27 protein-coding genes are annotated in these 26,190 nt (G+C 55.4%); 7 read left to right on the plus strand and 20 right to left on the minus strand.

Translation table 11 applies throughout. The annotated features are described in order from the left end of the window. Positions 1-74 precede the first annotated feature (74 nt). Positions 75-1,004, plus strand: a complete 930-nt coding sequence (ubiA, locus tag AL01_RS02115) for a 4-hydroxybenzoate octaprenyltransferase (RefSeq protein WP_077395609.1) — start codon at positions 75-77, stop codon at positions 1,002-1,004. Between the two features lie 78 nt (positions 1,005-1,082). Here the strand turns inward: ubiA and AL01_RS02120 are convergent, their stop codons facing one another. The 12 genes from AL01_RS02120 to AL01_RS02175 form a co-directional block, all read right to left on the minus strand. Continuing rightward, complete coding sequence (locus tag AL01_RS02120; protein WP_077395610.1) at positions 1,083-2,480, minus strand: MFS transporter; 1,398 nt, start codon at positions 2,478-2,480, stop codon at positions 1,083-1,085. A gap of 1 nt (position 2,481) precedes the next feature. Then, positions 2,482-3,915, minus strand: a complete 1,434-nt coding sequence (locus tag AL01_RS02125) for a sugar porter family MFS transporter (RefSeq protein ID WP_077395611.1) — start codon at positions 3,913-3,915, stop codon at positions 2,482-2,484. Positions 3,916-4,003: 88 nt separating this feature from the next. Beyond that, on the minus strand, positions 4,004-5,389 hold the full coding sequence (gene der / locus AL01_RS02130) for a ribosome biogenesis GTPase Der (RefSeq protein ID WP_408735425.1): 1,386 nt from the start codon (positions 5,387-5,389) through the stop codon (positions 4,004-4,006). After that, positions 5,364-6,773, minus strand: a complete 1,410-nt coding sequence (locus tag AL01_RS02135) for a PQQ-binding-like beta-propeller repeat protein (protein WP_077395613.1) — start codon at positions 6,771-6,773, stop codon at positions 5,364-5,366. Before AL01_RS02135 ends, der begins: the two co-directional genes overlap by 26 nt. After that, complete coding sequence (locus AL01_RS02140; protein WP_158075918.1) at positions 6,770-7,462, minus strand: tetratricopeptide repeat protein; 693 nt, start codon at positions 7,460-7,462, stop codon at positions 6,770-6,772. The genes AL01_RS02135 and AL01_RS02140 overlap by 4 nt, the downstream gene beginning before the upstream one ends. A 173-nt stretch (positions 7,463-7,635) precedes the next feature. After that, positions 7,636-8,958, minus strand: coding sequence for a dihydroorotase (locus AL01_RS02145; protein ID WP_077395615.1), 1,323 nt, complete (start codon positions 8,956-8,958; stop codon positions 7,636-7,638). A 51-nt stretch (positions 8,959-9,009) separates the two neighbouring features. Beyond that, positions 9,010-9,915, minus strand: coding sequence for a glycosyltransferase family 9 protein (locus AL01_RS02150; protein WP_241502660.1), 906 nt, complete (start codon positions 9,913-9,915; stop codon positions 9,010-9,012). Beyond that, a complete protein-coding gene (dnaQ, locus tag AL01_RS02155; protein WP_077395616.1) occupies positions 9,912-10,607 on the minus strand; it encodes a DNA polymerase III subunit epsilon in 696 nt (231 codons plus the stop codon). Before dnaQ ends, AL01_RS02150 begins: the two co-directional genes overlap by 4 nt. A gap of 1 nt (position 10,608) precedes the next feature. Continuing rightward, on the minus strand, positions 10,609-11,217 hold the full coding sequence (coaE, locus tag AL01_RS02160; protein ID WP_077395617.1) for a dephospho-CoA kinase: 609 nt from the start codon (positions 11,215-11,217) through the stop codon (positions 10,609-10,611). Between the two features lie 39 nt (positions 11,218-11,256). Then, positions 11,257-12,090 (minus strand): shikimate dehydrogenase, encoded by an 834-nt coding sequence (locus AL01_RS02165; protein WP_164468754.1) that lies wholly within the window; start codon positions 12,088-12,090, stop codon positions 11,257-11,259. Continuing rightward, positions 12,087-12,878, minus strand: a complete 792-nt coding sequence (locus AL01_RS02170) for an N-formylglutamate amidohydrolase (protein ID WP_408735426.1) — start codon at positions 12,876-12,878, stop codon at positions 12,087-12,089. The genes AL01_RS02165 and AL01_RS02170 overlap by 4 nt, the downstream gene beginning before the upstream one ends. A 9-nt stretch (positions 12,879-12,887) precedes the next feature. Further along, positions 12,888-13,460: a TlpA disulfide reductase family protein gene (locus AL01_RS02175; RefSeq protein WP_158075919.1), complete on the minus strand. Its 573-nt coding sequence runs from the start codon at positions 13,458-13,460 to the stop codon at positions 12,888-12,890. Between the two features lie 10 nt (positions 13,461-13,470). On the opposite strand from AL01_RS02175, the gene argH reads away from it, so the two are divergent. The 3 genes from argH (at position 13,471) to AL01_RS02185 (ending at position 15,742) form a co-directional block, all read left to right on the plus strand. Further along, entirely contained in the window at positions 13,471-14,925 is a 1,455-nt protein-coding gene (gene argH / locus AL01_RS02180; RefSeq protein WP_077395618.1) for an argininosuccinate lyase, read from the plus strand. 2 nt (positions 14,926-14,927) lie between these two features. Continuing rightward, a complete protein-coding gene (locus AL01_RS09365) occupies positions 14,928-15,086 on the plus strand; it encodes a hypothetical protein (RefSeq protein ID WP_158075920.1) in 159 nt (52 codons plus the stop codon). 212 nt (positions 15,087-15,298) lie between these two features. Continuing rightward, the gene (locus AL01_RS02185) at positions 15,299-15,742 is read left to right on the plus strand and encodes a hypothetical protein (protein WP_077395619.1); all 444 of its coding nucleotides are present in this window, start codon (positions 15,299-15,301) and stop codon (positions 15,740-15,742) included. A gap of 12 nt (positions 15,743-15,754) precedes the next feature. Here the strand turns inward: AL01_RS02185 and AL01_RS02190 are convergent, their stop codons facing one another. The 7 genes from AL01_RS02190 to AL01_RS02220 all read right to left on the minus strand — a co-directional run bounded on the left by AL01_RS02190 (position 15,755) and on the right by AL01_RS02220 (position 22,848). Beyond that, positions 15,755-16,543 (minus strand): MBL fold metallo-hydrolase, encoded by a 789-nt coding sequence (locus AL01_RS02190; RefSeq protein ID WP_077395620.1) that lies wholly within the window; start codon positions 16,541-16,543, stop codon positions 15,755-15,757. Beyond that, complete coding sequence (locus AL01_RS02195; protein WP_077395621.1) at positions 16,540-17,325, minus strand: TatD family hydrolase; 786 nt, start codon at positions 17,323-17,325, stop codon at positions 16,540-16,542. Before AL01_RS02195 ends, AL01_RS02190 begins: the two co-directional genes overlap by 4 nt. Next, positions 17,322-18,899, minus strand: a complete 1,578-nt coding sequence (metG, locus tag AL01_RS02200; protein ID WP_275077763.1) for a methionine--tRNA ligase — start codon at positions 18,897-18,899, stop codon at positions 17,322-17,324. Before metG ends, AL01_RS02195 begins: the two co-directional genes overlap by 4 nt. Before the next feature lie 2 nt (positions 18,900-18,901). Then, positions 18,902-19,846 (minus strand): DNA polymerase III subunit delta', encoded by a 945-nt coding sequence (locus AL01_RS02205; RefSeq protein WP_077395623.1) that lies wholly within the window; start codon positions 19,844-19,846, stop codon positions 18,902-18,904. Beyond that, positions 19,843-20,496, minus strand: coding sequence for a dTMP kinase (tmk, locus tag AL01_RS02210; RefSeq protein WP_077395624.1), 654 nt, complete (start codon positions 20,494-20,496; stop codon positions 19,843-19,845). Before tmk ends, AL01_RS02205 begins: the two co-directional genes overlap by 4 nt. Then, complete coding sequence (locus tag AL01_RS02215) at positions 20,483-21,703, minus strand: D-alanyl-D-alanine carboxypeptidase family protein (RefSeq protein ID WP_077395625.1); 1,221 nt, start codon at positions 21,701-21,703, stop codon at positions 20,483-20,485. The genes tmk and AL01_RS02215 overlap by 14 nt, the downstream gene beginning before the upstream one ends. 119 nt (positions 21,704-21,822) lie before the next feature. Continuing rightward, entirely contained in the window at positions 21,823-22,848 is a 1,026-nt protein-coding gene (locus AL01_RS02220) for a lytic murein transglycosylase (protein WP_408735432.1), read from the minus strand. Positions 22,849-23,001: 153 nt separating this feature from the next. On the opposite strand from AL01_RS02220, the gene AL01_RS02225 reads away from it, so the two are divergent. Both AL01_RS02225 and AL01_RS02230 read left to right on the plus strand, forming a co-directional pair. Beyond that, positions 23,002-23,547 (plus strand): DedA family protein, encoded by a 546-nt coding sequence (locus tag AL01_RS02225; protein WP_143280640.1) that lies wholly within the window; start codon positions 23,002-23,004, stop codon positions 23,545-23,547. A gap of 3 nt (positions 23,548-23,550) precedes the next feature. Further along, entirely contained in the window at positions 23,551-24,615 is a 1,065-nt protein-coding gene (locus AL01_RS02230) for a D-alanine--D-alanine ligase (protein WP_077395626.1), read from the plus strand. Between the two features lie 44 nt (positions 24,616-24,659). On the opposite strand, the gene AL01_RS02235 is transcribed toward AL01_RS02230, so the two are convergent. Further along, positions 24,660-25,118: an MlaD family protein gene (locus AL01_RS02235; protein ID WP_077395627.1), complete on the minus strand. Its 459-nt coding sequence runs from the start codon at positions 25,116-25,118 to the stop codon at positions 24,660-24,662. Between the two features lie 165 nt (positions 25,119-25,283). On the opposite strand from AL01_RS02235, the gene AL01_RS02240 reads away from it, so the two are divergent. Beyond that, a complete protein-coding gene (locus AL01_RS02240) occupies positions 25,284-26,144 on the plus strand; it encodes an undecaprenyl-diphosphate phosphatase (protein ID WP_077395628.1) in 861 nt (286 codons plus the stop codon). Positions 26,145-26,190 lie beyond the last annotated feature (46 nt).

Below are 26,190 nucleotides of genomic sequence, written 5' to 3' on the forward strand. Positions count from 1 at the left end.
CTCTTTCCCCTCTCATTTTCCAGCATGTGCGATAAAATATTGACCTCTTTCCATTTCTGTCCAATCACTCATCCATGCCTCAAAAACACCCCCATACCGACATCCGTAGCAACGGCCTTATCGGTCGCCTGCCAGAGCCATGGCATTCCTATGCTCTTCTCGCCCGGCTGGATCGCCCTGTAGGAACATGGTTACTACTGCTCCCCGGCGTGTTCGGCATCTTTCTGGCTCCCAATGGCCCACCCCTAAAACAACGGCTCCTTTACACGGCATTATTCGCCATTGGCTCGCTTCTCATGCGGTCAGCCGGTTGTGTCATTAATGATATCTGGGATCGCAAAATTGATGCCCAAGTTTCTCGCACGGCGGGACGCCCTCTAGCCAGTGGTGCGCTCAGCTTAAAGCAAGGGCTAGGACTGCTGGTAATTCTGCTGCTTGGGGGGCTAGCTATTCTACTGGCTCTACCACCAATCTGCTGGGCTCTCGCCCCTCTAGCCATGATTCTCGTTGCCTTCTATCCCACCGCAAAAAGACTGACATGGTGGCCTCAGCTTGTCATGGGGTTCACCTTTGGGTTCGGGGCGCCCATGGGTTATGCAGCCAGTGAGCATACTCTGGACCTGCCTGGAATCCTACTCTATGGCGGTGTTATCGTCTGGCAACTCGGATTTGATACCATTTATGGCTTTCAGGATATGGAAGATGACACACGCATTGGCGTAAAATCCACATCCCGGCTTATGTTGAAACACGCCCGTCTCTTCATAGGCAGCTGCTATGGGGCAGCCTTAACCCTCTTCGCCCTCGCAGCCATACAGGCGGGCCAACTCCCCCTTTTCTGGCCTCCCTTTCTACTAGCCTGCTTCCTTCTGATCCGTCAGACAGTTCGCCTTTCCCCATATGATGCTCCGCTCTGCCTCCATTTCTTTCGGCAGAATGTCATAGTAGGGTTTGCTTTGGCAGCGGCCTTTATTCTGGGAGCGGTCGGCACTCTCCAGTTCTAAAACAAAGATATCAGGGAATGCTCTCTACCACCCCGTAGAACGGCTTTTTAAAAGACCGTTCTACGAGGCATTAGCACATTATACCGTTTTAGCAGGCCGAGACTTGAAGAGAGTCCGACCCGCACTCAAGGCGGCACCACAGAAAGCTACAGCTGCTGCTGCGCCAAGGCAGATGAAGGCAGGATGGGGGAACAAAGTGAACAGCCCTGCGACCAACAGAGCCCCTGTTGTCTGACCGGACAACCGAGCAACGGAAAGCATTCCACTAGCACCACCCTCCCGGCCGGGAGGGGCCGTCACCATGATGGCCCGATTATTCGGGGGCTGGAAGAAACCAAAGCCCATACCTGCCACAAGGGTTCGCCAAGCAATGGCTGTATTGTCTGCATCCAGCGGTAGAATGCAAAGCAGGATGAAGCCAACCCCTGTCACGATCAACCCAATGGATGACAGCAGCGCCGCTGGAAACCGGTCGGCAATCTTGCCAACGGTGAAAGACATGACAGCAACACCGACAGCCCACGGCGCAATCAGTAGCCCAACCGTTGCGGGATTTTTGTGAAAAGCAACGGTCAGTGTAAAGGGCATGGCAACGATATAAAGATTCGATGCCACAAAACCACAGAAACTGATCAAACACGCCAGCAAAAACGGTACACGCTTCAACAGGTCCAACGGTACGATAGGTTCTGGCCGTTTCTTCTGCCAACGCAGAAGCAGCCACCAACTAACAAGACTCCAGCCCGTCAGCCCAGCTCCCCAGCCTAGATCACCATGCATGAAGCTATCCAGCCCAATCCCTAGCAGGGCAAAGGACGCCACCGTAAGAACTGAGCCAAAGATATCGACCTTCACTTCACTCCGTGGCGTTTTGGGCAGGGCTTTACTGGCCAATAGAATGGCAATACCCCCTAGCGGCAGATTAACCCAGAAGATCCAAGGCCAAGAAGCCACGGACAGGATGAAAGAACCGATCGTTGGCCCCAACGCCACGCCTAACCCGATAAACAACCCATTAAGAGCAATCCCCTTACCTATGAGCTTATGCGGGTAGATAAAACGGACAAGCGCAATATTCACGCTCATGATGCAGGAACTACCGACACCCTGAAGGGCACGGGCCAACGTCAATTCCAGCATATTCTGCGACACGGCACAGGCTACGGACGCAACAAGGAACAAAACAATGCCCAGCTGGCTCATCCGCCCAAATCCCACCCGGGCCCCAATAGCAGCCAGTGGCAGGAGACAAGCCAGATTGGCCAACTGGTAGGCATTGATAACCCAGATCGCCTGTGATGCGGAGGAATGGAGGTCTGTTGCGATTGTGGGCAAAGCCACATTCGCAACAGAATAATCCAGAATTGAGAGCATCAATGCCAGAATGACAGACGACATCGCCTTGAAGCGCTGCATCCCGTAAAGGCCTGCGTGCCGTTCCGGGTCGTATTCTCCCTCAAGGCTAGGATCCGCCATCTTACTGCCCATTATTCTCTGGTTCCCCCAATTTACGCAGGGGCACCCCTGCAAAAAGATTTGCCTCGATCCGCTCCAGCGAAGCACCCTTCGTCTCCGGGACAAACCCAAGAGTGATGAGTACGAACAGACCATTAAATGCCGCAAAGAGGATGAAGGTCCAGGAGGCCCCCATAGCCAACATCATCAGCGGAAATACGCTGGACACAACCCAGTTGGCCACCCAGTTGGTCACCGTGGAACAGCCGATCCCGAAATCACGCCCACGTGTCGGCTGGACCTCCGAACACAGCGCCCAGACAAGTGGTCCCTCACCAATGGCAAAGCCAGCAACAAAAAGAAGGATCAAAGCGCAAAGCAGAATGGCCGCCACCAGACTATCGCCACCAATAGCCAAAACAGCACCCACACCAAGCAAGGACGCTCCGACAACGATGCAACTTGTCAGCAGCAGCGGGCGGCGTCCCCATTTATCGGCATATCGGATGGCCACACCCGTAAAGACCATATTCGTCAGCCCGACAAGCGTTGTCGCCCATACGGCAGCATTCGTCCCGAAATGGGCAGCCTCGAACACACGCGGCGCATAATAGAGCAGCGCATTAATCCCACTCAGCTGCTGCATGATCTGAAGGACAATCCCCAGAAATACAGACCGCCGGAAATTGGGATTGCTACGGAACAGCCCATACCCGGCATCACTGCTCTTGGAGAGACGGTCATGGATATCGGCAAGCTCTGCCTCCGCCACTTCCTCATCAGAGCGTAAAATACGCAAGACCTTACGGGCACGCTCCTTATCGCCGCGCATCATCAGCCAACGAGGACTATGTGGAAGAATCAGCACCACGATCAGAAACAAGACAGCCGGGACCGCCATAATCCCGAGCATCCAACGCCAATGCCCGCCCGCAGATAGAAAACTATCGGACACAAAGGCCAGAAAAATCCCGAGAGAAACCATCAGCTGATAGAAGGAAATCATGGCACCACGGGCTGACTCTACCGTGATCTCGGAAATATACAGGGGAGCCGCAAAAGCAGCGACACCCACAGCCAGCCCCAGCAGCACACGACCAACGATGAGCAAGGCCACTCCCGGAGCGAACGCACAGAAAAACGTACCCACTAGGAACAAGATACCGGCCCCCAGCATGGCCCCCGGACGCCCGAATGAGACAGAGATACGCCCGGCAAACATGGCTCCGAACGCAGCACCTGCCATCATGGAAGAAACGATCCAGCCCTGCATGGCTGCACCGGCATGGAAATCACCTGCAATAAACGGCAAGGCACCGGCGACAACGCCTGTATCCAGCCCAAACATCAGCCCAGAAAGGGCTGCAAGAATCCCCAGAACAGTGGCACGTCCTGTCGCCTTCTGCGACGAAGAGGCCCCACCCTCACTTCTGGCTGCCGGCGTTACTCCTACCATGATTACTCCTTATCCATGATCTTAAAACGCCCCTCCCGGCACGGGACTGGGAAAAGATTATGGACGTTATTATTCCAATTTCAATCCATTAACGTTCGTCTTGCTTCACAAATGGGTTCCTGCTTCCCCGCAGCAACAGCCGGATCGGCGTACCGGGCAGATGGAAGGTCTCCCGCAGTCCATTTATGAGATATCTCTTATAGCTATCTGGCAGCTGCTCTGCCCTTGTTCCAAATAAAACAAAGGTAGGCGGACGACTTTTGGCTTGGGTCATATAACGCAGCTTCAACCGGCGTCCATCGACCAACGGAGGCTGATGACGCTCCACAGCCTCTTCAAACCAACGGTTCAAGTCGCTCGTGCCCACACGGGCATTCCAAACCTCACTTGCCCGCCGAACCGCTGGCAGAAAGCGATGCAGCCCCTCACCAGTCAGAGCCGAGAAGGTCACGACCTCAATCCCACGCATCTGGGCCAGAGAAATATCAATACGATCAGAAATAGCCTTGCGGGTCGCCTGACGCTCCTTAACGGCATCCCATTTATTCAATGCTAGGACGCAAGCCCGCCCTTCCCGCTCGATCAAACGAGCGATTTGGAGGTCCTGCTCATCAACACCACGAGACGCATCCAACACCAGCACGACCACTTCCGCCATCTTCATAGCTTCAATAGACGCAGAGACGGAAACACGCTCCAGTCCTTCCTGAACGCGGGCACGCTTTCTCATTCCGGCCGTATCAACGATCTCAATCGGCCCGGCCTCATCTTCCAGCATGACACTGACAGCATCCCGTGTCAGTCCTGCTTCTGGGCCGGTAATCATCCGCTCTTCGCCTAGAAGGCTGTTCAAAAGCGTAGATTTCCCCGCATTGGGACGCCCGATAATGGCGATGCGCAGTGGCTTTTCGCCATCCTTTTCGGCTAGTGTTTCCTCATCAGGCAACAGACTGACGATCTCACTCATCAAGTCAGCCAGACCTTCACCATGCTCAGCTGACATGGCAAGTGGGGTTCCGAGGCCTAGAGAATAGGCCTCCATAGCAGCCTCGGCCCCAGCACGCCCTTCCGCCTTATTGGCTACCAGAAGAACAGGACGATTCTGCCGCCTCAGCCAATTAGCAAAATGAGCATCTGCCGGTGTGATACCTGCTCGGGCATCAACACAGAAAACGACCAGATCGGCTTGAGCAATACCCTGCTCCGATGACGCCCGCATACGGCCGAACAGCGTCTCCGGGGCGGCTTCTTCAAGTCCGGCCGTGTCTACCAGACGTACGCGGCGACCACGCAGAAGGGCCACGCCATCCTTACGATCCCTCGTGACCCCGGGCTCATCCGACACGATGGCCTGCCGTCGTCCGACAAGCCGGTTAAAAATAGTGGACTTCCCCACATTGGGACGTCCTGCAATCACAACGACGGGCAATCTACCCATCTCAGCAGCATTAACCATAAGCGCGTAAGACACCATCCTCGCTCAGGACAAGCAGCTGACCGTCACAAACGATCGGCTGCACCTGACAGGACGATGGCGTCTCTATCTTCCCTTCTTCCTGCCCCGTTCGGGCATCAACAATCACCATACCGCCACGGTCCATGCTGGAGAGACAGACCAGCTTATTATTCAGCATGATGGGGCCTATCCACTGTATGGGGCCTTTCTCCTGCTCTGGCTTTCTATACCGTGCCAGCTGTTTAACCCAACGCACTTGCCCCGTTACACGGTCAAGGCAAGCAAGCTGTTGGTCCAGAGAAATGAGATACAGCCACTCCCCACAGACACAAAGCGGTGACTGACCACTAACCTCACGCTCCCACAGACGGCGCCCAGAGCGCATATCGATCGCCACCAGCACACGGGAAAGAGAAATGGCATAGGCAGTGCCACCAACAACCACCGGGCCACCACGTACGCAGGCAAAGTCCAACATGGCACCTAGCCCGTTACCGCCGCCAAGGCTGTCACTCCAGACAACCTCGCCTGAGGCCGCACGCAACGCCACCAGATCACCACTACCAAAGCCCGCCACCACAATATCATTAACGATAGCAGGAGCTCCGGCACCGAACATGGTCGTACTGACATCAGTAGCCTGATAGGTCCAACGCTGCTGACCAGTTGCAGCATCCAAGGCATACAGGCGAGCATCAATAGTCGTGAAGACCATTAGACCACCAACAACCGTTGGAGCCGAACGGCCCGGCGTGCCAGTATCTACAGCCCATTTCTGCCGCCCTGTTGCCGCATCCAGAGCCAAGGCCTGCGCTACGCCATCAACAACATAGAGCGTCCCGCCTGCCAAAGCGATACCGCCGCCGATATTGGTGGAACGTGTCTTGCGGGCTGGCTGACAATGCCAGAGCGGCTGACGATCCGGCCAGCTCCACGCCCGGATGACACCCTGAGCATCAACTGTGAACATGCGCCCATTGCCAATCACGGGCGGAGATTGCAAGGCTCCCTTACGGTTGGGCACGAAAGCCACCATGGAGAGCCAGCCCACTCGATTAACGCCGGAACCAACTGATGTGCTCCAGAGCTGGCGAGTGCCGTTCCATGCCGCATTAACGCCCTCATGTGAGGCTACACGCCCCTCCTGCTCCCAAGCTGTAATAGGCTGTACGGCAGGCAGCATGATGGGGGCTTTATTGCGAGGGTCAACAGCCAGACCTGCCCCGGTCGACAGCACATCAATCCGACGCCCCGGCAGGATGGTTTTTTTTGGATCATCCGAAAAAGCACCACAGCCGGCCAGACCCGTCATGGCAGCAAATGAGCAGGCACCCTTGAGAAGAGACCGACGGGAGGTTCTTACAGTCCCATCCCCCAGCAATGAAGAAAAATGATGGTTCATCCGGCCTCTCCCAAAGTCTGCAACAACATCCCGGCCCGCTGCCGTAGATCATCCGTACTATCCGGTGACGCCTGAACCTCCAGAAGAAGACGCCGTGCTTCTGCACGCTCTTCCGGTTTGGCATCATCCCGCAGGTCCAACACAGCCAACCCTTCCTTGGCCAGCGGGGTCCAGCTTCCTCCTGTCTGTACAAGGGCCTGATAACCACGCCGCAGCTCATCCCTTGGAGCCGTTGTCATACGGCCATTCAGGACACGATACTGTGCCATCATCCGCAAGGATTCATCAGAGGCGCCATCATCTGCCACCTGCTGCCACAAAGCCAACGCTGCCTGATGATCGTGGTCCTGCTCTTTAAGTTCGGCGAGATACATCGCAGCATAGCTCCGCACGCCCTGCGGTGCTGACTGAGCTAGGTCTGAGAAAATCCCTTCGGCTTTCTGGCGTGCATCACTAGCAGTGGAAGGCGGGCTATTCAGATCACCGAGAAGCTGCATAGCCTCAAAATAGCGATCCGAAGCCGCAGCCTGCGCCGTATGCAGCCGGTGTTGCTGCCATCCCCATACGCCACCGGAAATGCCGGCCAGAACCAGAAGAACCGCAAACACACCACCCACACGGAGGGCTATGGAACGAAGCCGCAACAGGCGCTGCTCTTCTTCCACTTCCTTAATCAAATCGTCTGACACGCCATATCCTTGCTGGACCAATCACGATAATTCTGACACCCCTATAGCATGACGGACGAACAGCAAACATCCTCCTTGGCAAAAATTACCGCTTCAGGCCGCATCCCCCTCATCAACGTTATGATAACAAAGAAAAGGGGCTCCCCCTAACTAGGAAGAGCCCCTGACGCTTCTCAGGGCTGGAAGCTAATAGGCTGCCCCGCATTACGGGTTACGATTTCATCATCCTGCATCACGATCTGCCCCCGGACGATAGTTCCCACAGGCCACCCCGTAACAGTTTTGCCGTCATACGGTGTCCAACCGGCTGGGGAAGCAATCCAATCATTTGTGATGGTCCGTTGCTTCTTCATGTCTACAAGGGTGATATCAGCATCAAACCCGACTGCCAGACGCCCCTTATTGGGCAGCCCATAAACACGGGCAGGACCAGCGGCCATCACATCTACCAAGCGGGTCAGGCTCAACCGCCCTGCATTGACGTGATCCAGCATCAGCGGAACGATCGTCTGCACACCTGTCAGGCCTGACGGACATTCCAACCACGGGAGTTCCTTAGCATCCTTAGGATGCGGTGCATGATCGGATGACACCACATCAACACGCCCATCACGCAGAGCCGCCCAGCCTGCTTCAAAATGGCGGCGTTCATTCCGCAGAGGCGGGTTCATCACAGCCTTACCGCCCAGACGTTCATAACATTCAGGCCCTTCATTGGTCAGGTGATTAACCAGGACCTCCACCGTGGAGTGACGGCGATTTTCACCCAGAAGGATGAACTCTTCCTCCGTTGAAACATGCAGAATATGGATGGGGCGACCCGTCTTGCGGGACAGGGCCAAAATACGCTGTGTCCCCCGGATAGCACATTCCGCATCCCGCCATTCTGCATGGCAATGGTAGGGCTGGCCCGGCTCGAACAGCTTCCGCCGCTCCCGCAGACGGTATTCATCTTCTGAATGGAAAGATACGCGGCGATGACCGGAGCGCAAAACAGCTTCGATCCCTTCATCATCCTCAATCATGAGGTCACCGGTAGAGGAGCCGGCAAATACCTTTACCCCGCAAACGCCTTCTTCCTGCTCGAACTCAGCCAGAAGCGGTGTGTTCTCACGGGTTGCACCAATATACATGGCGACATCAATATTCGCTGTATCGACAATATGTTGGCGCTTCCAGTCCAACATCTTCTTATCCGTGATGGTCGGGTTGGTATTCGGCATATCAAAAACAGCCGTAATCCCTCCCAGAGCCGCTGCCCGAGTGCCTGTCTCTAACGTTTCTGCCTCTGGTTTGCCGGGATCACGCAGATGCACATGAGAATCGATCAGGCCGGGAAGAACGTGCAGCCCGGTAGCATCAATGACACGATCTGCCTCATCATGAGCAGAGACAGACAAGGAAGCAATCCGTTGGTCCCGAATACCAATATCGGCCTGCGCCTCTCCCCATGGGAATATGCAACGTCCGTTACGGATTATGAGATCAAAATGCATGATGCCTCCTTAAAAAATCTGCCATCGTTTTATCACAGTGGTAAATAGTTCTTACCGCTCTCTGGAATGTTCATAAAGAGCCACAGCGACCCGATTAACGTCTTCCGCACGCAGACGTGTCATGTCCCCCTCTCCCGGAGGGCCAGGAGCCTCAATCACCTCCACCCAGCGGCCCGATGGACTATATTGCGCCGCATGGCTGGGGCCAAATAGCCCCACCGTTGGTACGTCCAGTGCTGCAGACAGGTGCATCAGCCCCGAATCACTCCCCACAAACAGCGAGCATCGAGCCAATAGAGCGGCCACCTGTGCCAGGGCGTATCTCCCCCCCATGTCCAGAACTTCTGGCATGGCCGCCCGTGCAGGAGCAGCCAGCCTGTCTTCACGCTCACCCGGCCCATAGAATAGAACTGGGCACAATCCATGCGTCTTCAGCCGCTCGGCAAGAGCCGCAAAGGCTTCAGCTGGCCATATTTTCGTTTCCGTTCCCGCTGTCGGGGCTAAGGCCACCCAACGGGTATCATCAGGCAAAAGACGTACCGCTTCTGCCTGCTCTTCCTGTCCTAACCAGACATACGGACGGCAAGGCTGTTCGAACCCCAGAGAGCGGGCCTGCTGCTCTAGCTTTAATCCCGCCTGCCTGCCCCCTCTGACAACATGCCGGGCACGGCTCCAAACCGCATAGGCCAAAGGTGATGACCGTAGATCGACCACTGCTTCCCAGCGATACCTCACAACCTGCCACCATAAATCCAGCCAGTGCCGATTATGAGACTTCTTCTCCACCACAATGATGCGATCACATCGCGGCATATAGCGGAATAGGTCCTGCACAGCCGGGCCACAGGCGACAGTAAACCGGGCGTGCGGATAACGCTTCATCAGCCCACCCAAGACCCCCATGGCAATCACGGCATCCCCGAGACGATGTGCCGTGATGAAGAGGACCCTCTTCACTCCTTCAACCAGATCGGGTCGGACAGACTATTCAAAAATTCAGCATGACGAGCCAGAGTAGCCTCATCTGGCGGCGGCATAGGGCGTGCCTTACGGCCCGTCACGGCCTTGCGTTTCCTTACCCCGCCAGATGTAGAAGACTGCTGCCGATCATTACTCAGCCCGAGACCACGCTGCCGCCCGCCTATCAACTCCACATAAACATCAGCCAGAAGGCGGCAGTCTAACAAGGCATTGTGAGTACCTCGTTCGGAGAGGTCGATCCCGAAACGGCGACAGAGAGCATCCAGATTGGCGGGCATGCCGGGAAACTTCTTCCGGGCCATAATGACGGTATCAATAGCACGGCTCTCATAATCCAACGGTTCCCGCCCTGCCCGCTTCAACTCCGCATTGATGAATTTGAAGTCAAACGGTGCATTATGAGCGATCATTTTTCCATCACCGATAAAAGCCAGAAACTCATCGGCGATGTCAGCAAAAAGAGGCTTCCCCTCAAGATCAGCTAATGTGATCCCATGAACCTTTGTCGCCTCAGGCGGAATATCTCGCTCAGGATTCACTAATACGTGGAAATAATTCCCTGTCCGCAGGTCGTTCACTAACTCCAGAGCGGCAATCTCAATCACCCGGTCCCCAGTATCCGGGTCTAATCCTGTTGTTTCAGTATCAAAGAGAATGGAACGGGTCATGTCATTGTCTTTCACGCAACAGGGAAGCCAAAAGGGCACGCACCTGACGGACCGCATAGGCCCGGGAGAGGCCTGTTTTTATCACGATATCCGCCCGACGTCGCCTTTCTCGATCCGGCATCTGCCGGTTCAGCAGAGCTTTTGCATCAGCCTCGCTCATCAGGCCGCCCCTTCTATATCGCTGCCGGATTCGGGACAGACGGACAGACAGCGGGGCTATCGCCACCATAACCAGAGTGCAATCTCGGTCCGCCCCTATCTCCCATAAAAGGGGTATATCCAGAACACACAATGGCACCTGACGGGACCGACAGCGTTTCAGAAAAGCCCGTCTTTCTTGCCGAACGAGCGGATGGATAATGGCTTCCAACCGGGGAAGAACGGTTGAATCAACAGCAATCAGGCGGCGCAATGCCGCTCTATCCAGCACACCATCATGCACGATGCCGGGAAAAGTCTTCTGCAAAACTGGGATAGACCGCCCGTGAGGTGCCTGAAGCTGACGGACACAAGCATCCGCATCGAAAACCGGCACACCGGCCTTACGGAAAAGAGATGCCACCGTACTCTTTCCCGCCGCCATGCCGCCCGTCAGCCCCAGAACCTTCATAAACAGGCTCCGCTCATCACCATCTCAGGAAGGACCATATTAAGCGAGGTCCTGCGCCAGAAGAGCAAAACTAGCTTCATCAGCCTCGGGCAACACACCGAACCATCCCTGAAACCCAGCCCGCGCTTGGCAGATCAGCATACCCAACCCGTCCACAGTGCGAAATCCATGCTTCTGCGCTGCCTTCAACAAGGGTGTTTGCCGTGGCGTATAGACAATGTCTGCCACGCTCAGCCCTGCCTGCCCCGCCTGCAACAGTGTGGCCCAGTCCATATCCTCACGGCCACCCATACCCAACGATGTTGCATTGACGAGCAAGCTCATCTCTCCCAATCGGCTCGGCCAGTCTGCCCAGTCCAGAACAGTTCCGGCACCCAGAGCTTGCACCAATGCCTCGGCTCGGGCTGTCGTGCGATTGGCAATGAAGACCTCACAGCCTCGATCCTGCAAAGCAGCGGCTACAGCCCGGGCGGCCCCACCCGCACCAAGAACAAGAGCTCTCCCTTCTAACCTGACATCGTGCGCCGAAAGATTATCACAGAAGCCAGTCCCATCCGTGCAATCACCGATGATCCGCCCCTTCTCAAAACGCAACGTGTTAGCGGCTCCGGCCCGGCGAGCCGTTTCTGTCAGTTCATCACAGAGGCGGAAAGCCTCCTCTTTGTGCGGAATCGTAACATTCACCCCTCGAAAGCCCGCTGCGGCCAGTCCCCTCAGGGCTGTTTCCAACTGTCCCGGTGCGACTGGCAAAGGAACATAAGCACCATTGACCTGATGCACCCGGCACCAGTGATTATGCAGCAAAGGAGAACGGGAATGTTCAACTGGCCAGCCAATGACGCCAGCCAATCTGGTTTTTCCATCTATCGTCACGCCATGTCCTTCCGTCTTTCCCAGAAGCAAGGCAACAAACGGGCCAGACGCTCCGCCCAGAGCCGCTGCCCTGCCCCATCACTAATGAGGTCCTGCCTTATCTCGATCTCAAGAGCCGGTAAATTCCGCCGTCCGGCATGATACGGTACGCTATATTCATTCTGGGTATTCAGGACGTAAGGCTGATTGTCCCCTACGCAAAGATTACCTTCGCCTTCCAGAAGTTCCTTCATCAGTCGAGCTGAATGAGGGTCATGGTCATGCAGAAGACCGATATGCCATGGGCGTGCCAGCCCATCCTGCATGGCAGGCGTAAAGCTATGCAGAGACACGAACAAAGTCTCGTCCAAATTTCTCTGGCTCAAATGGCGTTCTATCTCATCATGATAAACGTGAAGAATGGCATCTTCCCGCTGTTGCCTCTCTGCTGCTGAAAGGCCCTGATTACCCTGCACCGGCGCACCATCACTGACAGGCGGGATAGAAGTTGGATGCCCTGCGGCCCGATTACAGTCGATCACAAGACGAGAATAAACCTGCTCCACAAGTAGGCAGCCAAGAGCCTGCTGAAGATGCCTTCCCACCTCCCGAATACCGATGTCATAAGCGATATGCCGGTCCCATTCATCCGGTGGCAGCCCTAGATCACCTAGCCTCTCCGGTACCATCCGGCCAGCATGATCGCTAATCATGACGAAGGGGCTATCCTCTTTCCCGTGATGTACATGATAAGGAGGCGCTTCACCCTCATCCAAAAGGGGCCCTATCTCATTCTGCTGGCTCATCATGACAGCCCCTTATTCCACCTGTTGAAGAAGAGAACGGACCGTGCTGGCCGCACCAGTCTCTTTCCAATCCACACCGCCATCGGAAATGGAACGGACCTGCCCATGCGCATCAATCAGGAGTGTCATCGGCAGCCCGGGTTCTGAAAGGCTCTTCAGAAACGGCTCCACATTCTGGCGGTCTGCTGTCCAAACAGGGAGACCTTCAGCATGAAGACGAGGCAGGGCCGCCTGCACTTTTTCAGGAACACCACTATCCAGCGCAACGGGGATAACCGGTATATCAGGGTTCTTATCAAGAAACGCTGCTAGCTTGGGCAGTTCTTCCCGACAGGGCGTACACCATGTGGCCCAAAGATGCAGCATGTACGGCTTGCCTGCTCGTAGAGGCAGGATTGCCTTTGTTCCCCCTACTCCCGTCACGGGGAGCATAACGGGAGCGGACAAGGCCGGTTCTGGCTCTAGCTCCTGGAGACTCTGTAAAGCCTCCGCCTGTGCAGAATTGTGCCACAAGCCTGCAGCGGCTACACTTAGCCAGCCCGCCAGAACGGCGCACGTACGAATCTTTTTCCAGTTTCTGATCATATCGGTCCTCATGACACATAATAGTACCAGCAACGCCTCCCCTGCAAACCAGTCCACCAAGGCTGAAGCCGCCAACCCACAATGGGGTGGCCGTTTTGCCAGCGGTCCAGCAGCCATCATGGAAGAGATCAACGCTTCCATCGGGTTCGACCAGATTCTATGGCGGCAGGATATCCGGGGCTCCCTCGCTCATGCCGCCATGCTCCGCAAGGTTGGCCTGCTGACAGAACAAGAAGAAGCTGAAATCCAGCAGGGTCTGGCAGATATTGCCAAGGAAATTGAAGAAGGCCGTTTTGCCTTCTCCCCAGCACTGGAAGATATTCACATGAATATCGAATCCCGCCTGTCCGAACGGATTGGCGAAGCTGGGAAACGTCTGCACACAGCCCGCTCCCGCAATGACCAGATCGCCACCGACTTCCGTCTCTGGGTTCGTGATTCTATTGATGGCATCGTAGAGCAAACCGAAGCCCTAATGCGGACCCTAGCCCGTCGTGCGTTGGAGTATCACGATACTCCTATGCCGGGCTTTACTCACCTTCAGGTAGCCCAGCCTGTCACCTTCGGTCATCATCTGCTGGCCTATGTGGAAATGCTTGCCCGGGATGCCTCCCGCCTGCGTGATGCCCGCCGCCGGATGAATGAGTGCCCGCTCGGCTCCGCCGCCCTTGCTGGTACGTCCTTCCCCATCGACCGGGATATGACAGCTCAGGCCCTCGGCTTTGATCGCCCGACATCAAACTCACTGGATGCCGTCTCCGACCGTGATTTTGCACTGGAGTATCTGTCTGTCCTCTCCATGGAGGCCATGCACCTCTCCCGCCTTTCTGAAGAGATCGTGCAGTGGGCATCTGCGGCCTTCAACTTCGTGCATCTTTCCGATGCCTTTACCACCGGCTCCTCCATTATGCCGCAGAAGCGCAACCCAGATGCTGCCGAGCTGGTCCGTGCCAAGGTTGGCCGCATCACTGGCGACCTCATCGGGCTTCTAACGGTCATGAAAGGCCTGCCATTGGCCTATGCGAAAGATACACAAGAAGACAAAGAACCCGTCTTTGATGCCACAACAGCTATCACCCTGTCTCTGGCAGCTATGGAGGGGATGATCCGGGACCTGAAGCCCAATAAGGAGCGTATGCGAGAACTGGCTGGGGCCGGTTTCTCTACCGCTACAGACCTTGCCGACTGGCTGGTACGGGAACTGCGCCTGCCCTTCCGCACGGCCCATCATGTTACGGGGCGTCTTGTCAGTCTGGCAGAGCAGAAAGGCTGCGATCTCGCCGACCTCTCTCTTGAGGAGATGCAGGCTGTAGAATCCGGCATCAACGAATCCCTCTATAATGTGCTGACTGTAGAATCCTCCCTTGCTTCCCGCACCAGCCACGGCGGTACAGCTCCGGCCAATGTTAAGGCACAGGCCACAGTATGGCTGGAACGTCTGGCCCAGCCCGCAACGGAGAAATGACCATGTATTCTCTTAAGTCATCCATCATGACGAGGGTCATGGTGGTTCTCATGGGGGGAATCTTCCTGCTAGGGCTGAGTGCCTGCGGGCGGCCTGGCAGCCCCAAACCACCCGGTCCTTCTGAGAAAGTGACCTATCCGCAGATTTATCCGCCAGAATAAGACGCCATTACTATCTGCGATTTATTCTCAAAAAGGTGGGAGCTTTGATGATACGCTTCCACCTTTTTTTATGTAAATCTGCGCCATTACGCTGAATTCTCATTCATAAAATTTACTGAAAACAGTCAGAAATTCTTCCCTCCATTCATGTTTTCTACAGACTCTCTCCCTAGACTGGCCTCGTAATTCGTATTTTTGGAATTGAAGTGGCCATGATGGTACCGTTGACAGACATCACTCTGGAAGATCCATCCCGTTACGGAGATATGCAGGCTAGCAGCACCACTTGTTACTGGATGCCTCCAGCCGTCAGAACTGAGCTGCGTCTTACTACACCCTCCGGCACTGCCATTCCCTGCCAGCGTCAGAACGGAGGATGGTTCAATTTTGTCCTACCCGCCGAGACGCCGCATGTCTGTCTGGATATGACAGCCTCGGGGCTGTGTGATCACTCCATCAAGGAGTTGATCCTTTTCGTGGGAGCTCAGGAATGGTCCTTACCGATCCCTCCCGCCCTTGCCTCTTCTTCCAAACAGGACAATCAGGCGAGAACAGCCCTTCTGACTCTCCCGCCTATACCTCACTGGGTTCAGGGACTGTTATGCATTCGCATGGAACCGGCGGAACAGACAACAATCTGGCAGAATGTCGCCTAGAGGTATTCCCTTCTAGGCCTTCAGCACCATCCCATCCCATGCGGGTCGGACATCTGCGGGCAAGTCGTTGCATAATGCGCCGTAGTCCATGTCCGGCCCCATATGGGTCAAAATAGTGCGCTCTGGCTGGAACCGTTCCCGCCATTCCATAACACGCCCGAGCCAACCGTGGGACGGATGAGCCTCCCGCTGGAAACACCCCACGACCCAAAGGGGCACCTTCTGAAGAAGTGCCTCTGATTCCTCGGGGAAACTTTCCACATCCGTGCAATAAGCAAACGAGCCGAAACGTAGGCCAAGGCTCGTAGTCCAGCCGTGTTTCTGCGGAAAAACATGTCCTTCTAACGGGCCGATTTTTATTGGCCCGCAATTCGGGACTTCCTGCACATCGAAAGAAGGCCGGTAAAACGTTCCCCCCTCCCAAGGGCGGAAAGCATAGTCGAAACGCTGCCGCAATTCCGCCAGCACATCCGCACTGGCCAGAAGTGGAAGCGGACGACCAATCACACGATTGATAGCCCGCAGCTCATCCAGCCCAGCGATATGGTCGCTATGAGCGTGCGTATAGAACACAGCATCAATATGAGTCAGCCCATTCGTCAGCATCTGCTGCCGCAGGTCAGGGCCACTATCGACTAAAAGACGGAAACCTTCATGCTCAATCACGATGGAAGAGCGTAGACGATAATTGCGCCGGTCTGTGGGGTCGCATACCCCCCAGATGCCCGTCTCTGCTCCTTCCTGCCCCCCGATCATGGGGACACCAGCGGAGCCACCACAACCGAGAATCGTGATTTTCATACAGCTACCCTTGTGAAAAGACGCCGTGTATTAGCCTGCGTAACCTCCACCAGCCGCTCCTCCGTCAGGCCACGCTCCTCAGCCAGACGGGCCGCCGTGTGAACGACATAACCGGGCGTGTTCGGCTTGCCCCTTTTGGGCACGGGGGCCAGAAACGGACTGTCTGTCTCCACCAAAATACGATCCTCGGGTGCATGACGGGCCACATCACGAATTTCCTCACACTTCTTGAAGGTCAGAAGCCCAGAGAAACTCAAATACCCGCCCAGCTCCAACGCCGCTGCTGCCAGCTTGGGGCCAGAGGCGAAACAATGGATCAAGAAAGGAAAGGCACCCTTTCCATGCTCATCCCGCAAAATAGCGATGGTATCATCATCCGCCTGCCTCGTATGGATGACCAATGGCAGGCCTGTCACACGGGCAGCCTCAATATGACGGCGGAAAGACACATGCTGGGCCGGTTTCACCTCGTCCGTGCCATGAAAATAATCGAGACCCGATTCACCGATGGCGGCCACACAGGGAGATTCAAGTTCGGCCAGCATGTCATCAAGGCTGGGTAAAGTCTCTTCATGGGCGTGGTCAGGGTGCGTGCCCAGTGCACACCAAATGCGCAGGTCCGGGCTATCATGCTCTGTCAAAGCTTTCTGCTTTGCCCGTTCCGACCAACGTGTACCAATGGTGATCATACCAGCTAGACCAGCCTGCCGGGCAAAATCCAGCCCGGCGGGCAGGTCTTCCAACCTGTCCAGATGGCAATGTGTGTCGATCAGCCCCTTCATGCCTGTTTTTCTTCCTCCACGAAGCGAGGGAACAAACCCTGCGGCTTAGGCAGGGTGCGGCCACCGGGAAGCAATGTTTCCAAAGCGGCAATGTGGCGCTCACCCGTCTCCACACCGAGCTGATCCAACATCTTCTCCATTGTATCCGGCATGTAGGGCTGGAGCAGCGTGGCCACGGTACGGATTACATCCACCAGAACACGTAGGACATCTGCCATACGAGCGGGGTTCTCTTTTTTCAGGACCCACGGAGCCTGACGGTCAATATAAGCATTAGCCTCCCGGATAAGCTTCCAGATGTCTTCCAACGCATCACTAATAGCCAACCGCTCGATATGACGACGGGTCAGATCGGGTAGCAACGTTGCTTGAGCCAGAATCTTCTCATCATCTTCGGTCAACGTGCCACGTTCCGGCAGAACACCCCCCAGATTACGGGCCACCTGACTGAGCGTCCGCTGAGCAAGATTACCAAGGTCATTGGCCAACTCGACATTCATACGGGTGATGAGAGAACGCCGGCTGAAATTAGAATCACCACCGAAGGGCACTTCCCGCATCAGGAAGAAGCGCAGCTGATCCAGACCGAACTCATCGGCCAGAGCCTTGGGGTCCAGCACATTACCGAGAGACTTGCTCATCTTCTCGCCCTCGACTGTCCACCAGCCATGAGCAAAAACCCGCTTCGGCAGAGGCAGGCCAGCCGCCATCAGGAAAGCCGGCCAGTAGATGCAATGGAAGCGGATGATCTCCTTACCCACCACATGCACATCGGCAGGCCAATGCACATGCCGAGGATCCTGCATATCCGGATAGCCAACAGCTGTCAGATAATTTGCCAGCGCATCGAACCAAACATACATGACGTGGTCCGGGTCACCCGGTACCTCAACGCCCCAGCGAAAACTTGTCCGGCTAATGGAAAGGTCTCGCAGCCCTTGCTTCACGAAGCTGATAATTTCCCGTTTCGGACCATGAGGGCCGATAAAGTCGGGGTTTTCCTCATACAGCTTTAAAAGCCTGTCCTGAAATTCAGAAAGACGGAAGAAGTAGGAAGGCTCCCGTACCCATTCCAGCGGCGCACCGGAAGGTGCTGTCCGGCTGCCATCTGGATGTGTGGTGATTTCATCCTCACCGACAAACATCTCATCACGTGTGGAGTACCAGCCTTCATAGGCATCAAGATAGATATGGCCGCTCTCGGCAACTTTTTCCCAAAGAGTCTGGGCCGCCTTCTTATGCCGGGCTTCCGTCGTGCGGATGAACTCATCCGTCTGGACGGCCATGTCCTTCTGCATCTGACGGAAGCTCTGGGAGATTCGGTCTGCAAACTCCTGCGGCGGCACGTTCTGCGCTTTTGCGCTCTGCTCCACCTTCTGGCCGTGTTCGTCCGTCCCGCTAACGAACAACACGTCATTACCATCCAACCGATGGAAACGAGCAATCACATCGCACGCAATGGACGTGTAGGCATGGCCGATATGCGGCGCACCATTCACATAGAAAATAGGGGTCGTGATGGTGAAACGCCGTGTCATAGTCTGTCCTGTCGTCCAAGTGTTTCCAAAATACACATTCAGTCCTGCCGCCCTTGTCGGGCTAGTGCAAGGGCTTCCCGGATAGCCTCTGCCTTGTCAAGGTTGAAGCGTTCACTCTGTACCCTAATTTGCCCTAGCCGAGCCGTACGCTCCGCTAAGATGGCAGCCCGGGGTAGATCCCCCGCAAAGGCAGCATCCCGTGCCTGATCAGCCAGTGCTTCGCTTAGCAGATCGCATAATAGCGCAAAACTATCTGCTTCACGAGCAAGCTGGCTGATGGTCATCCAATTTTCATGATCCAACTCCCCCCCTGCCATCGCCTGCGCCACAAGCTTCGCACAGACACTATCCCTACCCCGCGCCAGAAACAGCGCACGACCCGGAGAGCCATGAGCCCGGCGCAGGACATCATCGGGCAATTCTGGCAGAACGGCCTTCATTTCCTCATCCTTCAGCCCGGACAAGGGCAATGAGCGGCAGCGGCTCCGCAATGTTGGCAGCAACCCGCCCGGTGCTGAACTCGTCAGAAACAATATTGCTTTGGGTGGTGGCTCTTCAAGAATCTTCAGTAGCGCATTGGCTGCAGAACGGTTCAAGGTTTCCAGCCCATCCACAATTACAACCCGCCAGCCACCTTCCGTAGCCGTATGATGTAAGAAAGTCTGGACGGGCTGAACATCAGAGATCGTGATCCCTCCTCGCAACTGCCCTTTCCGTGGGTCTAGTTTACGGGTGATCGTCAGCAGATCGCCATGTGTGCCAGCAGAAATACGCCGACCGACTGGGCTATTCAAATCGCTACCGCCCAATACACGACGAGCCAGATGAAAAGCCAGTGTCGCCTTACCGACACCAGCTGGACCAGAAATCAGCCACGCATGATGCAAACGCCCAAAAGCACAAGCCTCTTCAAACTGCCGTATCGCCGCCTGATGCCCATACACATGAGGGGCCAGACGAGGTTCCGGGGGATTTCCGTTCACGCAGTTCTACCCGCAAGACGCTGCTGCACGAGATCGTACAAATGATCCTGCACATCCTCTACAGACCGACTAGCATCAACCCGCACGATACGAGCTGGGTCCTTTTCAGCAATAGCCTGGAATCCAGCCCTGACACGCTGATGAAACTGCATATGCTGCCCCTCATACCGGTCCAGCTTACCGCCACGCTGAGCCATACGCTGACGGGCCAATTCGCAAGGCAGGTCTAGCCAGAATGTTACGTCCGGCTCTCCCCCAACAAGCTGACGCAGCGAGCTGATATAGTTCAACACCTCGGCCTGCCCTTCCCCGATTCCATAACCCTGATAGGCCCATGTGGAATCATGAAAACGGTCGCAGAGAACGATCTTTCCCTCTGCTAAGGCTGGGCGGATCGCTCTGGTAAGATGATCAACTCTGGCGGCCATATGCAACATGATCTCAGACTGCCAGCAAAAATTTTCCTCCCCGAAGAGCAGGAAATTCCGCAGAGCTTCAGCGGCTGGCGTACCGCCCGGTTCCCGTGTCTGGTACACCGAGAAACCAGCGTCCTTCAGTCGTTCGGAAAGGCGGGCTACCTGTGTAGTCTTGCCGCCGCCTTCCCCTCCCTCCAGCGTGATGAACACTCCGTTAGACTTACTGCGGGGCATGGCCAAACCGTGCCATGAGCCGTCCTACAAACCCGAGTTCAGCAACCGGCGACACCGTATAAAGCGATGCATAAACCCGTGGCTGCCCCGGAAGGCCAACAGAAACATGGCCAGACTTCTGCCCAGCTACCACCGGTGCCGGAATGGGCGACGGATAATCAACACTAATCTGCACCTTGGAAGACCAACCAATAGGAATAGTCAGGCTGACATCATCCGCAACAGCTAGACCGACACTCCGATGTTCACCATTCCACACAGCGGCATTCGGCTCCACAACCTGCCCCTTGTGTAGAAGCTGAACCGTCTCAAAACTGGAAAAAGCCCAGCTCATCAATCGTTCGCCTTCATGGGCACGTTCATTCGTGGAGGCTGTCCCGTTGATGACAACGATAATACGGTTTCCATTCCGCTCGGAACTAGCACACAGACCAAAACCGCCCGCATCGGTATGGCCAGTCTTCAACCCATCAGCCAGCCCCTTATCCACCAGAACATTACGATTTCCCTGACGGATATGATTGAAGGTGAACTCCTTCTCCCCGAAGAAGCCGTAATAATGCGGAAAATCCCGGATAATATGCTGGGCCAGCATAGCTACATCCAGAGCACACATATAGTGCCCCTCGGCAGGCAGGCCAGTCACATTCATGAAGTGGGAATTGTGTAGGCCGATGCGGTGGGCCGCCTCATTCATCAGAGCAACAAAGCGTTCTTCAGACCCGGCAATGCCCTCGGCCAGTACCACACAAGCATCATTACCAGACTGGATGAGCATCCCACGGATCAAATTTTCCACGCTGACAGAACTACCCAGCGGGACAAACATGCGGGAGCCTTCCATCTTCCATGCCTTGGAACTGACAGGAAACTCCTGTTCTAGCCGGATGCGGCCAGATGCCAGAAAGGCAAAGACAACGTAGGCCGTCATCATCTTGGTTAGAGATGATGGGGGCATGCGCTCTTCCGCATTACGGCTGAGCAGCACCGTCCCTGTCGTGCTGTCCAAAATATAGGCCCAGCGTGCGGAAGTCGGCATAGGGCCCATTGGGGTTATGGCATCACCTACAGCCGAATCGACTGTCGAACCAACTGGCTTTGCCTGCCCGACCGGGTTGGCACGCCCCTGCCTGTGCAGCCCAGCAGCCTGCCCGACCCGTGATGATGCCAGCAGGGAAAATGCCGAAAAACCGGCAGCCCCCCCCATGAGAGAACGTCTTGTTTGCACGTCAATCCCCGCACTGCACGCCCCGCCACAAGAACGGAACCTTTATGAAAAAAACTGCGATACCCGGCCTCCCGGCGATATACCGCCGGACACTAAGATTACCGAGCTATCCTATCGCCCAGAATCCCGACCGCCAATGCATAATAGTCAGAAGGATTATAGGCCCGTATGACACGGAAATTATGATAAACAAGGAAGGCCTGTCCACCAGGGCCATCTGGCTGGATAAGACTACCCGATGCCTGTGGTGCCTGGAAACCAGAAGACTGGATGGGCCTTACACCCAAGGCCTGCCATGTGCTGACAGGATGCACCGGGGCATGTTTGGAACTTGTTGCAGCAATAGAGGTAAATTTACCATTATTGCCCAGAGGGACCGCTACTTCCTCACCCCATGGCTCCCCACGCTGCCAGCCGGACCGCCCGAGATAATTGGCAATGGAAGCAAAAACGTCCGCCTCGGAGCTCCAGATATTACATTTACCATCGCCGTCACCATCTGCAGCAAAACGTAGATAGGCACTCGGCATGAATTGAGGCTGCCCCATAGCCCCAGCGTAACTGCCCAACATATTAGCCGGACTAATAGCCCCTTGTGCCAGAATCTGCATAGCTTTGATCAGCTCGCTGCGGAAAAAAGCAGCCCGGCGGCCATCAAAGGCCAAAGTCGCCAGAGCCTCTATGACGTTGAACCGGCCCTGATGTTCCCCAAAGCCGGACTCCAACCCCCATATGCCCATGATGGCATTATCATCACACCCAAACCGTACCCCCAAAGGCGAGAGCGTGCCCCGCACCCGTTGATAGGCCTGCTGCCCCTTGCTTTCCCGAGCGGAAGAGATGACACGAGTCCGGTACTGCGCCCATGTAAGAGTGAATTCTGGTTGATGCCGGTCCAGCCGCAAGACATCCTGATTGGGGGCCTGCGCCAGAGCTAAAGACTGCTCCACAATGGATGACGGCACACCAGCTGCTAGTGCCTGCTGCCGCAGACCGCTCAAAAACGCCGTATAGCTAGCGGAGGACCGTCCAACCACAGCACGACTAGCCGCCCAAGCGGGATTGGGAAGGCCGGTCATCGCCAAGCCACCAGCGGCAGCGACCAGAAAATTGCGTCTCTTCATCATTCCATTTTCCGTCATGACCGATCTCCCTCCATCTCAACAAGGAGCGCCCTGTATATCCGGTGTCGCCGATTGCAGACAGGACCATTTCGTGGCACATTCCCACCCAACCACAGCCAGGACCGTTTATTTGTGATCCGTATAAGTGCTATCATGGCGTCTCAGCCTGCTTGGCTGAAAGCCTTTTCTGTCATCCTTGGTACATTTATCCTCGAAGATGTTGCAACCGTTCTGGCAGCGATTGCAGCCAAAGGGAACCAGCTTTCTATCCCTCTGGCACTTGGTAGCCTTTATGCTGGGGTCGCTCTGGGTGATATGGGCCTCTATGCCCTAGGGCTAGCGGGTAGCCGATGGACATTTCTGCGCCGTTTCCTCACCCTTCCTAGTGAGGAACAAGCCCAGCGATGGTTCTCCCGAAACATCATAGGGGTTGTTGCTATTTCCCGCTTTGTTCCGGGTAGCCGACTACCACTCTATACGGCCTGCGGTTTCTTTCGTGCTCCCTTTCTGGCATTCGCCCTAACAGCCATTGGGGCAACCTTAGTCTGGACAAGCCTGCTCTTTTTGCTCGCCCTGCATATTGGCGGGTGGCTCTTGGCACATCAGGGCGGCTGGCGCTGGGCGGGGATCATCGGCTTCATCCTGTGTATTTTCCTAATGGGCCGCTTCATCAGCCATCTACAACGCAGGAATACGTAATTCATGACGGCACCTTCAGCCCCTCATAAAACGCTGTCCCTCTTTGAGTTCTGGCCCGACAGCATTTTCTATACCCCCATCGTCATCTATTGGATTCTGATGGGGTTGCGTCATGGTGATCTTAGCATCTCCACGGCTGCCAATCCCCGTATTGAAACGGGCGGCCTCTGCGGGGAAAGCAAAAGCTCCATTCTTGATATGGCCGGACCAACAGCCCAAAAGGCCATTGCCCCATACCGGATCATTCATAATGGTGCTGATGCCGTTCAAGACGTGCAAACAGCCATGAAAGAGATGGACCTTGATTTCCCGTTCGTGCTCAAGCCCGATATTGGCTGCAACGGTACGGGCGTTAGATTGATCTCATCGCTGGACATGCTCCATGACGTGCTGCCTCTCTTCCCAGCAGGTATTGCCCTGATGGTACAGCAGCTCATCACCTATCCGATGGAAGCTGGTATTTTCTATATCCGCCATCCAGATGAAAAAGCAGGCCGCATTACCTCCCTGACTTACAAGGAAGCCCCTATCCTGACCGGCAATGGCCGTTCCACATTAAAGGAACTTGTCATGGCCGACCCTCGTATGCGTCAGGTACCGCAGCTTTACCTGCCCCGCATCAAGGGGCGTGAGAATGAGGTTCTCCCCGCTGGAGAGACATTATCTCTAGTCTTTGCAGGAAATCACTGCAAGGGGTCCATCTTCAGGGATGGGCGGCCTGACATTACTCCAGCCCTGACAGAGCGCATCAACGCCATCATGCTGGATATTCCCGATTTCCATTTTGGGCGGATCGACCTTAAGATGGCCTCGCCAGAAGCCCTAAAACGTGGGGAAGATTTCCAGATCATTGAGATTAATGGTGTTGGCTCGGAAGCTATCCATATCTGGGACCGGCGCACCACACTGCTCGAAGCCTATCGGGCCCAGTTCTACCATTATCGGCAGACATTCCTTATTGGGGCCGCCAAAAAGAAAGAAGGCTGGAAAAGCTCCGGCATCCTCGGGATGCTCCGCTCGTGGCTCAAGCAGCGACGCCTGCTAGGCTCCTACCCAACCAACGACTAATCAACACATCCCGCTGGAATCACCACCCGGCGGGATAGACTTCGTTACAACTTGCCTGCGCCGAAAATATAGTTGCTGATCTGCTGCTCTAGCGAAAGCAAAGGGTGAGCATCCAAAATAGTTGCCCCGGCTGCCAGTACCCGTCCTGCCTTACCCGGAAGCAACTGAAGGGCGTTATCCCCTCCAATGGTCGGGGCGGCAATGGCAACAGCTGTATCCTCTGGCAGTTTTAGGTCATCCTGCACGGCAAACAGAACATCTACAACGGCAGTTTCAGGGTTCAGTGTGATGGAGCGCACACGCCCCACTGTCACGCCTCCGAGGTCAACATCGGCTCCGTTATTCAGACCATTCGCAGAGCTGAAGATCGCATGGTAGCCCGTCATGTGCCGGTCCGGCCCTTCTAGCAAGCCCAGCCCATAGGCCACAAACCCACCAGCGGCCAGAAGAACACAGCTACTGGCAATGAATGCTCCGCCACGTCCTTTAAGGATCGCCCACATAGACACCTCGAAATTCACGCCCTTCTCTGCTAATCTGCCGATCGGAAGCGCTGATTTCATGAAAAACAACAGAATATTGCTGCTACCATATACAAACTTTTCTCACCAGCACCAGCCCGCCCTTTTCCGCCAGTTCCCTCACTCTAAGACAGATCGTGGTTCCGCATGACATATTTACAGGCCATTATTCTTGCCGTTGTTCAAGGCATTACGGAACCTTTCCCCGTCAGCAGTCTCGGTCATGCCGTTCTTCTTCCCGGGCTACTGCATTGGTCACTGGATGAACACAACCCAACCTTCCTTCCCTTTCTAACCATGTTACATGTGGGGACGTTGGTTGCTCTGGCCAATGTCTTCTGGTCGGACTGGTCCGCTATTCTTCGGGGGCTTTTCTCTCCCCGTAGAACAGCTAAAGCACGCAACAAGGCACTCTACCTGTGCAGTCTGCTTGTTATCGCCACCATACCGGCTGTCATTATGGGAGGGCTGTTCGAGCACCATTTACGACATGTCTTTGCTAACCCTTTCATGGTGGCAGGCTTTCTAACGCTCAACGGGCTACTACTAATCCTGACCGAAATCATGCGTCGCCGGTCCCTTCGGTACGAGCAACATGCCGCCTACCTGACACAAGAACTCAGCTGGAAAGACGCCTTCATCATAGGTCTCTGGCAATGCCTCGCTCTACTTCCCGGGCTTTCACGCTCTGGTGCTACCATCAATGGCGGTCTGATGCGGGGGCTGGACCACCTAACAGCCACACGCTTCTCCCTGCTCATGGCACAGCCCATCATCCTAGCTGCCACGGTAAAAGAAGCGTGGCAGCTCCGGCACGTCCACCTTTCTAACACCATGATTGGCCAGTCCCTTCTTGGGGCCGTTGTAGCTGGGATTACCGCCCTTATTTGCTCCCGCCTCCTGTTACGTTTCTTCCATGATGATAATAAAAATACCCTGACAGGTTTTGGCATTTACTGCCTTCTGGCGGGTGTCGGCAGTGCCTGCCTTCTTCATTTCCATCTCTAAAGGCAGAAAACCCCTCTCCAAATAATTTACAAATCCCCCCTGAACC

Source organism: Bombella intestini, from assembly GCF_002003665.1.
Lineage (GTDB): Bacteria > Pseudomonadota > Alphaproteobacteria > Acetobacterales > Acetobacteraceae > Bombella > Bombella intestini.

What these genes read in the sequence shown, in the direction of transcription:
- dnaQ (WP_077395616.1), bottom strand. Translation starts at nt 10,607, where the DNA reads ATGACCCGTTCCATTCTCTTTGATACTGAAACAACAGGATTAGACCCG.
- AL01_RS02230 (WP_077395626.1), top strand. Translation starts at nt 23,551, where the DNA reads ATGACGGCACCTTCAGCCCCTCATAAAACGCTGTCCCTCTTTGAGTTC.
- coaE (WP_077395617.1), bottom strand. Translation starts at nt 11,217, where the DNA reads ATGAAGGTTCTGGGGCTGACGGGCGGCATGGCGGCGGGAAAGAGTACG.
- AL01_RS02170 (WP_408735426.1), bottom strand. Translation starts at nt 12,878, where the DNA reads ATGATGAGCCAGCAGAATGAGATAGGGCCCCTTTTGGATGAGGGTGAA.
- tmk (WP_077395624.1), bottom strand. Translation starts at nt 20,496, where the DNA reads ATGCCCCGCAGTAAGTCTAACGGAGTGTTCATCACGCTGGAGGGAGGG.
- der (WP_408735425.1), bottom strand. Translation starts at nt 5,389, where the DNA reads ATGGTGTCTTACGCGCTTATGGTTAATGCTGCTGAGATGGGTAGATTG.
- ubiA (WP_077395609.1), top strand. Translation starts at nt 75, where the DNA reads ATGCCTCAAAAACACCCCCATACCGACATCCGTAGCAACGGCCTTATC.
- AL01_RS02145 (WP_077395615.1), bottom strand. Translation starts at nt 8,958, where the DNA reads ATGCATTTTGATCTCATAATCCGTAACGGACGTTGCATATTCCCATGG.
- AL01_RS09365 (WP_158075920.1), top strand. Translation starts at nt 14,928, where the DNA reads ATGTATTCTCTTAAGTCATCCATCATGACGAGGGTCATGGTGGTTCTC.
- AL01_RS02195 (WP_077395621.1), bottom strand. Translation starts at nt 17,325, where the DNA reads ATGAAGGGGCTGATCGACACACATTGCCATCTGGACAGGTTGGAAGAC.
- AL01_RS02125 (WP_077395611.1), bottom strand. Translation starts at nt 3,915, where the DNA reads ATGGTAGGAGTAACGCCGGCAGCCAGAAGTGAGGGTGGGGCCTCTTCG.
- argH (WP_077395618.1), top strand. Translation starts at nt 13,471, where the DNA reads ATGACACATAATAGTACCAGCAACGCCTCCCCTGCAAACCAGTCCACC.
- AL01_RS02185 (WP_077395619.1), top strand. Translation starts at nt 15,299, where the DNA reads ATGATGGTACCGTTGACAGACATCACTCTGGAAGATCCATCCCGTTAC.
- AL01_RS02220 (WP_408735432.1), bottom strand. Translation starts at nt 22,848, where the DNA reads ATGAAGAGACGCAATTTTCTGGTCGCTGCCGCTGGTGGCTTGGCGATG.
- AL01_RS02190 (WP_077395620.1), bottom strand. Translation starts at nt 16,543, where the DNA reads ATGAAAATCACGATTCTCGGTTGTGGTGGCTCCGCTGGTGTCCCCATG.
- AL01_RS02175 (WP_158075919.1), bottom strand. Translation starts at nt 13,460, where the DNA reads ATGATCAGAAACTGGAAAAAGATTCGTACGTGCGCCGTTCTGGCGGGC.
- AL01_RS02215 (WP_077395625.1), bottom strand. Translation starts at nt 21,703, where the DNA reads ATGGGGGGGGCTGCCGGTTTTTCGGCATTTTCCCTGCTGGCATCATCA.
- AL01_RS02225 (WP_143280640.1), top strand. Translation starts at nt 23,002, where the DNA reads ATGGCGTCTCAGCCTGCTTGGCTGAAAGCCTTTTCTGTCATCCTTGGT.
- AL01_RS02120 (WP_077395610.1), bottom strand. Translation starts at nt 2,480, where the DNA reads ATGGCGGATCCTAGCCTTGAGGGAGAATACGACCCGGAACGGCACGCA.
- AL01_RS02235 (WP_077395627.1), bottom strand. Translation starts at nt 25,118, where the DNA reads ATGTGGGCGATCCTTAAAGGACGTGGCGGAGCATTCATTGCCAGTAGC.
- AL01_RS02240 (WP_077395628.1), top strand. Translation starts at nt 25,284, where the DNA reads ATGACATATTTACAGGCCATTATTCTTGCCGTTGTTCAAGGCATTACG.
- AL01_RS02135 (WP_077395613.1), bottom strand. Translation starts at nt 6,773, where the DNA reads ATGAACCATCATTTTTCTTCATTGCTGGGGGATGGGACTGTAAGAACC.